The following is a 14,501-nucleotide window of genomic DNA, read 5'->3' as shown; positions in this document are numbered from 1 at the left end:
TCTAACACGTTTTTCCCAAATTATGACAATTGAGAAAACAGTGGAGAATACATGAATCTGCTACTTATCGGTGTGTTGTTAGCCCTTGTGGCAATTGCATATCAACTTGGGCTGAGAAAAAGCCGTAACCTAGCAGGTAAGGGAAGCAACTCAGCGACATTACATTCTCGTCCTGGTTATTATGGCGCACTGGTTGGACTTTGGTGCGGTATCCCTGCTTTTTTAATTTTGATAATTTGGAACTTGGTTGAACCAAATATTTTAAATCATATTATCTTTAATAATATTCCAGCTTCTGTGTCAGCTTCTCTTGATGAAGCAGCAAGAAGTGTACTTGTTGATCGAGTTCAAGCGATTGCTTCTGGTTTTGGGGTAAGTGATCATCCAGCTGCTTATGAGTTGGCTGCTGCTCAGCAATATGCAAAATTTCAAACTATTGGCTCTTTTGCCAAATTTGCTGTTGTTGTTTGTGCTGCATTATTAGGTCTAGTCTGGGCAAAGAAAAAAATTAGCCAAGAATATCGTGCACGTAACCAAGTGGAACGTGCGATTAATGTTGGTTTGATCTTGTGTTCTGGCGTGGCAATTTTGACCACAATCGGCATTGTAATGTCGATGTTTGGCGAAGCAATGCACTTTTTCCATTTTGTAAGTCCAATCGACTTTTTCTTTGGTACAGAATGGAACCCCGGCTTTAGTACTTCAGGCAATGCCGAAGGTAGCTATGGGTTATTACCATTGCTATGGGGTACGCTCATGGTCAGTGGTATTGCCTTATTGGTTGCAGTACCGGTTGGCTTAATGATTGCCATTTATTTAGCTGAATATGCGTCACCATGGTTACGCTCATGGGCAAAACCAACGATTGAAGTTTTAGCGGGTATTCCAACAATTGTGTATGGTGTTTTTGCCATGATGATTATTGGTCCATTTTTTAAAGCTGTTGGTGCTCATGTCGGTATTGAAATTAATGCAACCAGTGCTTTGACTGCTGGTTTCGTAATGGGAATCATGATTATCCCGTTCGTTTCATCTTTATCTGATGACATTATTACTCAAGTACCTCGTGCACTTCGTGATGGTTCACTTGGACTTGGCGCAACTAAATCAGAAACAATTCGCCAAGTGGTTTTACCAGCAGCTTTACCGGGTATTACAGGGGCATTTTTATTGGCTGTATCGCGCGCCGTGGGGGAAACCATGATTGTGGTTTTGGCAGCGGGGAACAGTCCACTTCTACATGCAAATCCGTTTGAAGCTGTTTCGACAGTTACCGTAACCATCGTAAAACAGTTAACTGGCGATACCGATTTTGCAAGCCCACAGGCCTTGGTGGCATTTGCATTGGGTTTAACACTCTTTGTAATCACCTTGGGATTAAACATTGTTGCACTGTACATTGTGCGTAAATACCGTGAGCAATACGAATGAGTACATCAAATACATCGTCTCCTATGGATCAGAACGTATTTGATCCACAAGCTGCTGCTCAGGCACGTGATCGCCGTAAAAAAGTCATTGAAAAGTCATTGGCTAAACGTCATCGTAAAGAAAAAGCTTTCCGTATTGCTGGTTTATCAGCAGTGGTTATTGGCCTTGCATTCGTAGCGCTACTGTTTGGTAGTATTTTGGCAAAAGGTTTACCAGCTTTTTGGCAAACCAGTATGAATGTACCTGTTTACTTTGATCCTAAAGTGATTGATGCTGGTCCGTTGCCAGTACGTGCACAAGGTGAAACACCTGCTCATTACCAAGAACGTTATGTCGATTGGCAAACAAAAATGGGTATGGTGGATTGGGACAGCCTCATCGTAAATGGAATAGTTGCTAAAGACCCTTCACTTGAGTCACAACGTGATTCTTTACGTAGCCTTTACGCAAGCTCGGAAGCTTATCGTTTACGTGACATGGTATTTGCTGACCCATCACTTATTGGTAAAAAAGAGAATCTTACTTTCTTGGGTGATGCTAACGTAGATGTCTGGTTAAAAGGTAACATTGACCGTTCATTACCAGATGACCAGCAGCAGCTCGATCCGGAAATCCGTAAGCTTGCAGATGATTTGAAAGCAAAAGGTATTCTTGAAAATACGTTTAATACTAACTTATTTAAGAATCCGGATTCTCGTAGCTCACCAGCAATTAGTGGTCTTGCAGGCGCATTCATGGGTTCATTATTCATGATGTTGATTGTGATCATTATCTCGATCCCAATTGGTGTTGCCAGCGCTATCTATCTTGAAGAGTTTGCTTCAAAGAATTTTATTACCGACATCATTGAGGTCAACATTAATAACCTTGCTGCTGTTCCTTCAATTGTATTCGGTTTACTTGGTGCTGCAATTTTCATTGGCTGGATGCATTTACCATTATCAGCTCCATTTGTTGGTGGTTTGGTATTAAGTTTAATGACATTACCGACAGTCATTATTACAACACGTGCTTCTTTAAAAGCTGTACCTCCATCAATTCGACAAGCTGCTCTTGGTTTAGGGGCATCTAAAGTACAAACCGTTTTCCACCATGTTTTACCTTTGGCTATGCCGGGCATCATGACAGGTTCAATTATTGGTGTGGCACATGCTCTAGGTGAAACTGCACCGTTACTTTTAATCGGAATGAGTGCATTCGTTGCAAGTATTCCAACCACTCCATTTGATCAAGCAACTGCTTTACCTGTTCAAGTTTACTTATGGCAAGGTAATGAGTTGCGTAACTTCTTCGAAGGCCGTACAGCTGCTGCGATTATCGTACTCCTTGCATTAATGATTGGTTTAAACAGCCTTGCAATTTGGTTACGTAAAAAGTTCGAAGTGCGTTGGTAATAGAGGATAAATAATGAATACTATCGATATTACGAATTCCTTAGAAAAGGATAAGTTAGTGAATACTGAACAATCTCCACTTACAGATACACAACTGCATCATGGCACTTCGTATGTTTCGCATTTTGAGCCACATACTTCAAAAAAGCCAAACTCAACCGAAATCAAGATCAGTGCACAAGATGCCCATGTTTATTATGGTGACTTCGAAGCGATTAAAGGCATTGATTTAGATATCTATCAAAATGAAGTGATTGCATTTATCGGGCCGTCAGGTTGTGGTAAATCGACTTTCCTGCGTACCTTAAACCGTATGAATGACACAATTGATGGTTGTCGTGTAACAGGTAAGATCACTTTAGATGACAAAAATATCTATGATCCGAATCTGGATGTAGTGTTACTACGTGCTCAAGTGGGCATGGTATTCCAAAAGCCAAACCCATTCCCTAAGTCTATTTTTGATAACGTTGCATATGGACCAAAGTTACATGGTTTAGCACGTGATAAATACGACCTAGAAGAAATTGTTGAAAATAGCTTGCGTAAAGCTGGTCTATGGGAAGAAGTTAAAGACCGTTTAAATCAGCCGGGTACAGGCTTATCTGGTGGTCAGCAACAACGTTTATGTATTGCGCGTACAATTGCGGTAAGTCCTGAAGTCATCTTGATGGATGAACCATGTTCTGCACTTGACCCAATTGCAACAGCAAAAGTGGAAGAACTGATTTCAGAACTTTCTGACCAATATACGATTGTGATTGTAACGCACTCAATGCAACAGGCGGCGCGTGTTTCAGACCGTACTGCTTACTTCCATTTAGGTGATCTAATCGAAGTAAACTCTACAGAGAAAGTATTTACTCAACCTGACCATCAATTGACAGAAGCGTACATTACTGGCCGTTTTGGTTAATTTATAGTTATAAAAGAAAAAGAGCCTCGTGCTCTTTTTTTATTTAATAAATGAAAATGAATCTATTTTGCAAAATCGCTATTGAATTTTAATCAAAAGAACCACATCTTAAGGCTATAAAGACAAACTTATGAGCATAGAATTTTATGTTATTCCATTTGCCTAAACTCCCTGCGGAAATACGTGTTAGTCATTTAAATGCACGTGTAAATGAACAGAGAAAAAAAATTGCACAAACGACAGCAAGTCGTTTAGAGCTTTTACAATTGGCTCAACAACTTGCGAAAGAAGCTAAAATCCGCCGTAAGAACAATCAGAAAATTTTTGTTTTAGATTTTAAAGGTGATATTCAAGCATCTGCGGTTGAAAACCTCCGTGAAGAAATCACACTTATTTTAGCTACCGCTAAAGCTGGACGTGACCGCGTAGTGGTACGTCTTGAAAGTCCGGGTGGTATGGTTCATGGTTATGGACTAGCAGCAGCTCAGTTAGTTCGTTTACGTGATGCAGGCTTTCATTTAACGATTTGTGTTGACAAGGTCGCTGCAAGTGGCGGTTATATGATGGCTTGTATTGCAAATGAAATCATTTCTGCACCATTTGCTGTTGTGGGTTCAATTGGTGTCGTTGCTCAAGTTCCAAATTTCAATCGTCTTTTAAAAGAGCATAACGTTGACTTTGAACTTTACACAGCAGGGCAATATAAGCGTACTGTGACTATGTTCGGTGAAAATACACCTGAAGGTAAAGCGAAATTTGAAGAAGAGCTACAACAGACGCATATCCTGTTTAAGCACTTTGTAGAAAAGTATCGTCCACAGCTTAATGTAGATAAAGTTGCTACAGGTGAGCACTGGTATGGACAAGATGCGCTTGATTTAAACCTTGTAGATAAATTACAAACTTCCGATGAATACCTATTAGCGTTGTTACCTCAGCATGACGTCTATGTGATTAACACACGCAAAAAGGCGACTTTGGGTGAAAAGTTAGGTTTACAAGCAGCACAAATGGCAGATAGCTTGATTCCAGCAGTAATGCATAAAGTTGCAGATACGTTGGCAAAAGCGAATTCAACTTTAGTGCAAATGCGCGATACCAAATTTTAATTAAGATATGTTTTTAACTAAAGAGTACCTTTATAGGTGCTCTTTTTTTATGGAATTGATTAAACCAAATTTGATTAATATTTATTTAAGTTTTAATTGCCAAAGTTAATATTATTTTTAAATTTTTGAGTTTTGTGATGTCAAAAACGTTATTGCATATCGATATTCTTATAAGAGTTTTGCACATCATTATTATGGTTTCGTTCGTTGGTGCTTATTTTACAGGGGATAACGAGGAGTTACATCAGGTGCATATGATGTTTGGTTATATTCTCCTGATTGGCATTATTACACGGGTTATTTGGTACTTTTTAAGTCCACGTGTTTCAAGTACTGCGCCATTTGGCTTAAAGAAGCGGAGCACTATGGCATTTAATGCAATTAAAAAGTCCTTTAGCCATACAAATTCAGTCAGTCTTTTTTCGAAAAATACAATTCAATTGTTCAGTATTGGGCTATTTCAAGCTTCGATAGTATTTATTTTCATACTCATTCCTATTGTTGTAGCACTTGGATACGGAACAGAACACTTTACTTATGCTTTGAGAGACTTACATTCATTTTTCGCAAACTTATTTTTAGCCTTGGTTATATTGCATCTTTCAACGCTTATTTTAAATAGCATTCTTGCTAAACGCTTTCAGGGTTGGACGATGCTTAAAATGACATGGGCAGATAAAAAAATAACTAAATTTATGACATTATTCATCTTATTTCTTATAGGAGGTTTTAGCTTTATTTATTTAAGAATGTAATATATAAGTTTTATATAAACTCTATTCGAAGTTATTTTTTAATAAAAATTCAAAAAATATTGTTGATAAATATACTTATTGAATTGTGATAGATAAGTGATTTTGATATTTTAGGCAACAATAAAATAGCTTTTAGATGTTTCATTTAAAAAGTTACACATTTAAAAATATAACTGAAATTCAGGATAGGAAATAATGACAAGAATAATTGTGGCATCCAAAGAGGGTTTGGACGTTCTGCAAGATGGTCAACTCAATAAAGTAATTTTAAATCAGCCTACTATTATTCAGATTGGTGTAAGCCAAAAAGATATTGCATCCATGGAAAAACAGGGTGGGCGCTTAGTTATCCATTTAAAAAATGGAGAGACTATTGTCTTAGAAAATTTCTTTAATGAAGCAACAAATACAACAGAGCATTCACTTGTTTTTCCGACTGAACATGGAAAATTTGTTGAAGCGCAATTCGATGCTCAAGGTAAAGTGATCGATTATAAAGGCTTAAATCATGTTACAGATTTAGGCTATGCCAGTACGAGTCCAGCAGCTGCAACTATGGCGGTTGATAGTGATCCAAGTTTTACGATGGGTAATGTACTCAAAGCAGGCTTAGCAGTTTTAGCTGCGGAAGGATTATATCTTTGGGCTTTTAAGAAAGATGATAAGGATGACTCATCAAGTGCACCTGATTTAATAGCACCTGCTGCTCCTACAGCTACGCTTGCTGATGATACCGTGACAGTGACTGGTAAAACTGAAGCAAATGCAAAAATCTATCTTAAAGATGCTGCAGGCAATACAGTCGCATCGGGTGTTGCAGATGCAAGTGGTAACTACACGGTTAAATTAGATAAGCCGCTCGTGAATGGAGACAAATTAAACGTTATTGCCCAAGATGCGGCTGGAAATAGTTCTAAAGCGACTGTTGTGACAGGTACAAAAGATACAATACCTCCAGATGCTCCGCAGGCGCAATTGAGCGATGATGGTTCATTATTGACTGGTAAGGCAGAGGCAAATGCCAAAATTACAGTTTATGACGCCACTGGCAAAGTATTAGGTTCTGTTTTTGCAAATAAAGATGGTATTTATTCTTTAAAGCTTACTCCGCCGTTAACCAGTGAAGCGGGCGGTAAAGTTGTTGCTGAAGATGCTGCTGGTAATAAATCTGAAGAAGTTAAAATTATTGCGGGTAAAGACACCGTGCCACCAGCTTCTCCTTTTGTTGAAGTCAACAAAGAAGGGTCAGTAATACATGGTAAAACTGAAGCAAATGCGAAAGTTCAAATAAAAGATGCCGATGGTAAAGTGATTGGAAGTGGGACCGCCGATGCTCAAGGTGACTTTCAAATTACACTTTCACCTGCTTTAACAGAATCCCAAAAAGGTACAGTGGTTGTTGAAGATGCAGCCGGTAATATGTCTAAACCCGTTGAAATTAAGCCGGGCTTTGACTCGATTGCACCAGATAAACCAACGGCTCAAATTAATGCAGATGGAACTTCGGTAACTGGTACAGCGGAAGCCAATGCCAAAATTGAAATTAAAGATGCAACTGGTAAAGTGATTGGTACTGGAACGGCAGATGCGAATGGAAAATTTACGATTACTATTTCGCCTGCATTAACTGATAACAACCATGGTGCTGTTTCAGCGATCGATGGTGCTGGAAATAGATCTGAAAGTCTCGACATTGTGGGGGCAAAAGACACCATACCCCCGACAAAACCTATCTTAAATAGTGTAGAAGATGATGTAGGTGACATAAAAGGTGCTATTGCAGCAGGTTCTGAAACTGACGATGCTAGGCCAAAACTTACAGGTTCAGGTGAAGCGAATGCGACACTTACGATTTATGATAATGGTGTTGCAATTGGGGTGGTGACTGTAACGGCTGGTAGATCTTGGTCATTTACTTTTGATAAGGATTTAACTCTTGGTAAGCACAGCATTACTTTAACCCAAACTGATGCAGCAGGGCTGACCAGTGAAGCAAGCTCTCCATTTACTTTTTATGTGGTTGCACCGAAAGTCGCGAGTCTGGCTGATGCTTCAGTCAATACTTTAAGTACAGAAACACCATCTTTAGCAGATAGTGTTGGGTTACACACTTTAAAGGTTACGCAAAGTACGACAACTGAGCCTACGAATCAGCAGAAAACTGTTCCTGTAGATGATTTGCTAAAAAGCTCTTCTTTAAACGACTCAGATCCTGTCTCAAAACTTCTATCATCGACAGCATTGAAAACAACGCAGATACCTGAGCAAACTGATGTAAATACTTCAATTGATCAAACAACAAATCTTGATCAAATTTTACCAAATACGAGTTCTTCACCTTTGCAAAATATTTTAGAACAGACTTATCCAGTTGTTTAAAAGACTCTATGTAAAATATAAAAGCGCTCAATGAGCGCTTTTTATTTATGGCTAATTTTTGATTTTCGGTGTTGTTATAAGAGTAATAACTCCATAAACAATTGATCCAATTGTGGCGAGTAACATGTCTTTATGAGCATCCCACATGTCGCCTTGTTGCCCATTATAATTTTCAGCTTGTTCAGGTGATAAGCCAATTGCAATTGCCCATTCGATCAGTTCATAAAAAACACTAGACGCCATCACGAATTGGACTACAAGCAAAAATAGAGAAAAAGGACGTGCGGTCGGCAACCATACTTGGAAAACACGATAGATAAGAGGGTAGAGCAAAGCACCATATGAAAAGTGGACAAGTCGATCATACATATTACGAGACCAGCCCATGTACTCATCTAAATTAAAATGAAAGATGTGCTGAATCCAGTCATTGTATGGAACGTATGAATAGAGATAATGAGCACCAATTACGTGGATTAAAAGAAACAGTAAATAAAAACAAAAACTTAAAAAATCGAGACCAATTTTTTTAAAAATAATAAAAAGTAGAATCAGCATCAAAACAGTTCCAGCCTGATGAAGTAAATAAGCTTCAAACTCAAGAGGCTGTATACCTGAAATGATAATGGCAATGAAAAGCAGACTAAGCGCAATATAATGTTTAAGCTTAAATTTTTTTTCGATCATTTTCTAAATAAGATTTCTTTTGATGAATATGAGTGTAATAAAAAAGCGAAGCCTAAGCTTCGCTTTTATCAAATTTTTTTAATTAGATTTTGCTAATTAAATCGTTAATTTGTTTTGCTTGTTCAGCTGCATTACCTGTGTAAGTTGCAGGTGTAAGCTTAGCTAAACGAGCGCGCTCTTCGCTTGGTACTTGAGCAAGTTCATTACCATTTACGAAATCAACCATCATGTCGCGAGTCATTGCTTGACCACGAGTTAAAGCTTTTAACTTTTCATATGGTTTTTCAACGTTATAACGACGCATAACTGTTTGAATTGGCTCTGCAAGAACTTCTTGAGCTTGGTCAAGATCTTCATTCAAGCGGTTTGCATTCAATTCAAGTTTGCCAATACCTTTTAAGCAAGCATCAAAAGCAATTAAGCTTTGAGCAAAACCAACACCCATGTTACGAAGTACAGTTGAGTCAGTTAAGTCACGCTGCCAGCGAGAAATTGGTAATTTTTCGCCTAAGTGAGCCAACACAGCATTTGCAATGCCTAAGTTACCTTCAGAGTTTTCAAAGTCAATCGGGTTAACTTTGTGTGGCATAGTTGAAGAACCAACTTCACCTTCTTTAAGTTTTTGTTTGAAGTAACCTAAAGAGATATAGCCCCATACGTCACGGTTAAAGTCGATCAAAATTGTATTGTAACGACGTAATGCATCAAATAATTCAGCCATGTAGTCATGTGGCTCAATTTGAGTTGTGTATGGGTTAAATGTTAAACCTAAAGATTCAACGAAAGCTTGTGAATGGGCTGGCCAATCAACATCTGGGTAAGCAGAAAGGTGAGCATTGTAGTTACCTACTGCACCATTGATTTTGCCGAGTAACTCAACATTTTCAAATTGCTTGATTTGGCGAGCTAAACGATATGCAACGTTCGCCATTTCTTTACCCAAAGTTGTTGGGCTAGCAGTTTGACCATGTGTACGAGACAACATCGGTTGTTCAGCATGAGTCGTTGCTAAAGCAGAAATTGCATTTAAAATTTGCTTCATGCTTGATACTAAAACTTCACGACCGTTTTTAAGCATAAGTGCATGAGACAAGTTGTTGATGTCCTCTGATGTACAAGCAAAGTGAATGAACTCACCCGCATTTTGTAATTCAGCAATACCAGCAATTTTCTCTTTCAAGAAATATTCAACGGCTTTTACGTCATGGTTAGTTGTACGTTCAATTTCTTTAATGCGATTCGCATCTTCTTCAGAGAAGTTGCTTACGATTGCATCTAGAGCTGCATTTGTTTCAGCTGAGAAAGGAGCAACTTCAATAATTTCTGGACGGTTAGAAAGCGCTTGTAACCAACGCACTTCTACAGTGACACGAGCATGAATTAAACCAAACTCAGAAAGAAAAGGGCGTAGCGCATCACATTTGCTGGCATAACGTCCATCTAATGGTGATAGTGCGGTTAAAGCGTTCATAACGATTCCTTAATGCTGGAATAAACATAAAACAAAAATAATCTCGTTACAGCCTTAGATAACTTGGTACTGTAAGCGAGCAAGAGCTTGAATATCCTGTAGCAATTTACGTTTGCTAAAAATCATGTTCCATGAACTACCGCCGAGTTGTCGCCATAAATGAGCCATTTGTAGCCCTGTAAACAGACAAGCACGAATACGGTTGGTATGGTTGGTATCTTTAAATGCCTCAGCATTACCACGAACAAGAATGCGTGGATTAATTTGCCCGGCAGTATCAACATAGGTTTGTGCCAAATTGGCTAAAATGCTGGGGTGTAAATAGTTATTATCGAAAAAAGAAAGCTGTTTTAAAATCTTCTGCTGTGCTTTTTCAATAATGGCCACATATTCAGGATTGCTATAGACCTTCTTTTCTAGCTGCAAAAGTGACATCGCGTAAGACATAGGAAGTTTTGCACTACGCATTTTAGGCAAACGAGATTTGGGCGCATTGGTAAAAGGCTGGGTAATACAATTCTCAAGAGTTTTAAGACCTAGAGAAATATCAGCCAATTGATTAAAAAAATCTAATGTCTGAACGGTATTATTATTTGTTGTAGGGCGAATATTTAAACTCGCCTTTATTAATAATTCAAAATAGAAGTTACCACTTTCACCAATACTTTGTTGACCTGTCATAGCGGTCATATGCGTAAGCTGGGTCGCTTGAAATACCCCCGCCAAGGCAAGGGCACGGTTTTGGCGAACATTCAAGGCTTGTGATTGTTGAAAGGGTAACTCCACCATGCCATTCATTCCCTTAAATAAAATTTGGTGTAGGGGCATTTGTATGGTGAATCACACCCCCGCCTAGGCAAACTTCATCTGAATAAAATACAACACTTTGACCTGGTGTAACTGCGCGTTGAGGTTCATCAAATTCAACACGAACACCATGCTCACTATTTTCATCAATAAACACTGTGCAAGCTTGATCAGGCTGGCGATAGCGTGTTTTAGCGGTACAACGTAATCCTTCAGCCGGAATATGTTGTTCACCAGCTACCCAGTCAATAGACTCACTCCAAAGCTGCGTACTTTGCATAAGTGGATGTTCATGTCCTTGGCCTACAACTAAACGGTTATTGGCAACGTCTTTATGAAGTACAAACCATGCACCTTCAGCTGCACCTTTCATACCGCCCAGACCAATACCACCACGCTGACCGAGCGTATAGTACATCAGACCGTGATGTTCACCAACTTCTTTACCATTATCCAGCACAATTTTACCTGGTTGAGCGGGTAAATATTGTTTAAGGAAGTCATTAAAACGGCGTTCACCGATAAAACATATACCAGTTGAATCTTTTTTCTTCGCAGTTGCTAAGTCCAGCTCTTCGGCAATTCTACGAACTTCCGGTTTTTCAATTTCGCCAACAGGGAAGAGCGTTTTATTAATTTCGCGGCCATGTACTGCATGCAAGAAATAAGTTTGATCTTTATTATTATCTAAACCACGTAATAAAGGTGCATATGCTTCACCTTTAGAGTTGTATGCAGTTTCAGCACGACGAGCATAGTGACCTGTTGCAATAAAGTCGGCACCTAAAGTCATGGCGTGGTCTAAAAACGCACGGAACTTAATTTCTTTATTACATAAGATATCTGGGTTTGGAGTGCGGCCAGCTGCATATTCAGCCAAGAAGTGTTCAAATACACGATCCCAATATTCCATCGCAAAGTTTGCAGTGTGAAGTTTAATACCGATTTTATCTGCTACTGCTTGAGCATCGGCTAAATCTTCCATTGCTGTACAGTATTCCGTGCCGTCATCTTCCTCCCAGTTTTTCATGAAGAGACCTTCAACTTGATAACCCTGTTGAAGTAAGAGTGCCGCAGAAACAGATGAATCTACGCCACCAGACATACCGACGATGACACGTTGTTGCATAGGACTAGGCATCCAAATGAGAAGTTAATGAGGGAGAGAAAGGGTGCTCATAAATAAGAGCTAAAGGATAATGGTGACCTTTTATGGCATCTTCAATCGCTTTAATGACCAGAGGACTACGAGCGCGGGCAGATTCTTGAAGCTCATCTAGAGTCATCCAGACAGCAGAAACAATACCTGTATCAAGTTTTGGGTCGCTTTCGACATGAGTGACATGTGCTAAAAAGCAGAAGCGATAGTAAGTACGATCCGGAAACATAGGCGGAGTATATGTATAAATACCAAGTAAGGCATCTATATCAACATGATGACCCGTTTCTTCAAGTGTTTCACGAATAGCAGCTTCTATTAGCGTTTCACCACATTCCACATGACCAGCAGGTTGATTAAACACAGTGTGTACAAAACCTTCGCTATGTTCTTCGACAAAAAGATAGCGTCCATCTTTTTCTACGACTGTAGCGACAGTGACATGAGGAGTCCATGCGGCCATAAAAAAGCACCATGAATTTAAAAGTCGTATGATACGAAATTTAGGGGTTTTTGGCTACGGTGATCTTACAAACGATAGAGAACTATAAAAGCTCTATCGTTTGAAAAAATTGAGTATGTATTAATTGGTTTGGTTATCTTTATGGTTATTTTGCACTTTTACATAATGTCTTGCTGAATAAGGTAAAAATGCCAATTCTTTTTCAGTTAGAGGACGTACTTGCTGTACTGGACTTCCAACGTAGAGATAACCACTTTTTAAGACTTTACGAGGTGGAACTAAACTTCCCGCACCAATCATTACATCATCTTCAATAACGACATCATCTAAAATGACGGTATTGATCCCGACTAGTACGCGGTTGCCAATCGTACAGCCATGTAAAGTCACATGATGACCTACTGTTACGTCTTCACCAATAATAAGAGGCGAACCATTCGGTTTTGCATCATTTTTATGGCTGACATGTAACATACAATGGTCTTGTACATTACTATTTTTACCAATTTGAATACTATTTACATCTCCGCGAATGACTGCAAAAGGCCATACCGAAACATTTTCGGCCAATTTAACATCACCGACAACCACGGACATTTCATCAATGTAACAACTTGGATCAATTTGTGGATGATGATCTAAATAAGGACGGATGTTTTTTGTCATGAGAAGCATCAAAATAAAATTTAATAGAAGTATAAAATAAAAAAGCACTCAAGCTAATAGCATGAGTGCTTAACTGAACTATTCTAAAATTAGAATAAGTTACTAAAGAATTGTTTGATATGGTCGATCATGCGTGCAAAGAAGCCTGCTTCTTCAACTGGTTTTAATGCAACAAGAGGTTTTTCAGCAATAACTTTGCCATCTAAACTTGCAACAAGTTTACCTACCACTTGGCCTTTTTGAAGAGGGGCATTTAAATTTGGTTGAACAACCAATTGAGTTTTTATACCACCTGCTTTGCCTTTTGGCATAGTGACATTGAAGTTCTCTGCTAAACCAATTTGAACTTCATTTTCTTTACCGAACCATACTTTAGCTTTGGCAAGAACTTGGTTTGCAGGTTGAACATTTGCAGTTTCAAAGTTCGCAAAGCCCCAAGACAACAACGCGCGTGTTTGGTTAGCACGTTCATTAACGCTGTCAGTACCAAAAATAACTGAGATTAAGCGCATTGGGCCACGTTTACTTGAAGTTGTTAAGCAGTAACCAGCTTCATCTGTGTGGCCTGTTTTTAAACCGTCAACACTTGGGTCAGTATAAAGTAACGCATTACGGTTACCTTGCTTGATACCGTTAAATGTAAATTCTTTCTCAGAGTAAATTGGGTAGTATCTTGAGCTGTCTTTAATAATATGTTGAGCTAGAACAGCCATATCTTTTGCAGTTGAATAATGACCTTCTGCAGGTAAGCCCGTAGAGTTCATAAACTGGGTATTTGTCATACCAATACGTTTTGCTTCCTGATTCATGAGGTGAGCAAAAGTACCTTCATTTCCAGCAATATGTTCAGCCATTGCTTTTGACGCATCATTACCAGACTGAATGATAATACCTCGAAGCATTTCTAAAACTGTTGCAGTACCATTTAATGGTACATACATACATGATTCAGCGCTGCTTCCTTTACACCAAGCAGATTCGTTCATACGAACCTTTTCATTCTCGGTAAGCTCACCTTTTAATAGTTTTTGTTCAATGATGTAGCTTGTCATCATTTTAGTCATAGAAGCAGGCGCAAGCTTTTCATTTTCATTTTTAGAAGCGAGAATCTGTCCTGTCTCGTAATCCATTAATACATAAGACTTATTATTTAATTCTGGCGGAGCTGATAAGACAGTTGCTGCATAAGAAAAACTTGGTAAGAGGAGGAGTGCAGCAATAGCGCTTTTTCGAGTCATTCTAGGTAATTCCAATATCTTGTGTG

13 protein-coding genes are annotated in these 14,501 nt (G+C 38.8%); 6 read left to right on the top strand and 7 right to left on the bottom strand.

Annotation, left to right across the window (positions count from 1 at the left end):
* Positions 1 to 51: 51 nt before the first annotated feature.
* From pstC to blp2, 6 genes are all read left to right on the top strand, one after another.
* Complete coding sequence (gene pstC / locus ABLC00_RS13300; RefSeq protein ID WP_004707651.1) at positions 52 to 1,431, top strand: phosphate ABC transporter permease subunit PstC; 1,380 nt, start codon at positions 52 to 54, stop codon at positions 1,429 to 1,431.
* Positions 1,428 to 2,825, top strand: coding sequence for a phosphate ABC transporter permease PstA (gene pstA, locus ABLC00_RS13295; RefSeq protein ID WP_004885980.1), 1,398 nt, complete (start codon positions 1,428 to 1,430; stop codon positions 2,823 to 2,825). Before pstC ends, pstA begins: the two co-directional genes overlap by 4 nt.
* A 13-nt stretch (positions 2,826 to 2,838) precedes the next feature.
* A complete protein-coding gene (gene pstB, locus ABLC00_RS13290) occupies positions 2,839 to 3,741 on the top strand; it encodes a phosphate ABC transporter ATP-binding protein PstB (protein WP_002052705.1) in 903 nt (300 codons plus the stop codon).
* Positions 3,742 to 3,887: 146 nt separating this feature from the next.
* Positions 3,888 to 4,850 (top strand): protease SohB, encoded by a 963-nt coding sequence (gene sohB, locus ABLC00_RS13285; protein WP_002052504.1) that lies wholly within the window; start codon positions 3,888 to 3,890, stop codon positions 4,848 to 4,850.
* 137 nt (positions 4,851 to 4,987) lie between these two features.
* The gene (locus ABLC00_RS13280) at positions 4,988 to 5,605 is read left to right on the top strand and encodes a cytochrome b/b6 domain-containing protein (RefSeq protein WP_004885989.1); all 618 of its coding nucleotides are present in this window, start codon (positions 4,988 to 4,990) and stop codon (positions 5,603 to 5,605) included.
* 195 nt (positions 5,606 to 5,800) lie between these two features.
* The gene (blp2, locus tag ABLC00_RS13275; protein WP_004885992.1) at positions 5,801 to 7,984 is read left to right on the top strand and encodes an Ig-like repeat protein Blp2; all 2,184 of its coding nucleotides are present in this window, start codon (positions 5,801 to 5,803) and stop codon (positions 7,982 to 7,984) included.
* A 51-nt stretch (positions 7,985 to 8,035) separates the two neighbouring features.
* Here blp2 and ABLC00_RS13270 read toward each other — a convergent pair whose 3' ends face one another.
* The 7 genes from ABLC00_RS13270 to dacC all read right to left on the bottom strand — a co-directional run bounded on the left by ABLC00_RS13270 (position 8,036) and on the right by dacC (position 14,475).
* Positions 8,036 to 8,671, bottom strand: coding sequence for a DUF2238 domain-containing protein (locus tag ABLC00_RS13270; RefSeq protein ID WP_004885995.1), 636 nt, complete (start codon positions 8,669 to 8,671; stop codon positions 8,036 to 8,038).
* An 82-nt stretch (positions 8,672 to 8,753) separates the two neighbouring features.
* Complete coding sequence (gene purB, locus ABLC00_RS13265) at positions 8,754 to 10,142, bottom strand: adenylosuccinate lyase (RefSeq protein WP_004885998.1); 1,389 nt, start codon at positions 10,140 to 10,142, stop codon at positions 8,754 to 8,756.
* Positions 10,143 to 10,196: 54 nt separating this feature from the next.
* Positions 10,197 to 10,931, bottom strand: a complete 735-nt coding sequence (gene hflD / locus ABLC00_RS13260) for a high frequency lysogenization protein HflD (RefSeq protein ID WP_000229973.1) — start codon at positions 10,929 to 10,931, stop codon at positions 10,197 to 10,199.
* Positions 10,932 to 10,944: 13 nt separating this feature from the next.
* Complete coding sequence (mnmA, locus tag ABLC00_RS13255) at positions 10,945 to 12,078, bottom strand: tRNA 2-thiouridine(34) synthase MnmA (protein WP_002052965.1); 1,134 nt, start codon at positions 12,076 to 12,078, stop codon at positions 10,945 to 10,947.
* A 4-nt stretch (positions 12,079 to 12,082) separates the two neighbouring features.
* Positions 12,083 to 12,571, bottom strand: a complete 489-nt coding sequence (locus tag ABLC00_RS13250) for an NUDIX hydrolase (protein WP_004707663.1) — start codon at positions 12,569 to 12,571, stop codon at positions 12,083 to 12,085.
* Between the two features lie 120 nt (positions 12,572 to 12,691).
* A complete protein-coding gene (locus ABLC00_RS13245; RefSeq protein ID WP_004707665.1) occupies positions 12,692 to 13,237 on the bottom strand; it encodes a gamma carbonic anhydrase family protein in 546 nt (181 codons plus the stop codon).
* Between the two features lie 89 nt (positions 13,238 to 13,326).
* Positions 13,327 to 14,475: a D-alanyl-D-alanine carboxypeptidase PBP5/6 gene (gene dacC / locus ABLC00_RS13240; protein WP_002052555.1), complete on the bottom strand. Its 1,149-nt coding sequence runs from the start codon at positions 14,473 to 14,475 to the stop codon at positions 13,327 to 13,329.
* Positions 14,476 to 14,501: the final 26 nt, after the last annotated feature.

Origin of the sequence: Acinetobacter nosocomialis, assembly GCF_041021905.1 — a bacterium.
GTDB classification, from domain to species: Bacteria; Pseudomonadota; Gammaproteobacteria; order Pseudomonadales; family Moraxellaceae; genus Acinetobacter; species Acinetobacter nosocomialis.
This window is presented reverse-complemented; position numbering and strand designations above follow the sequence as displayed.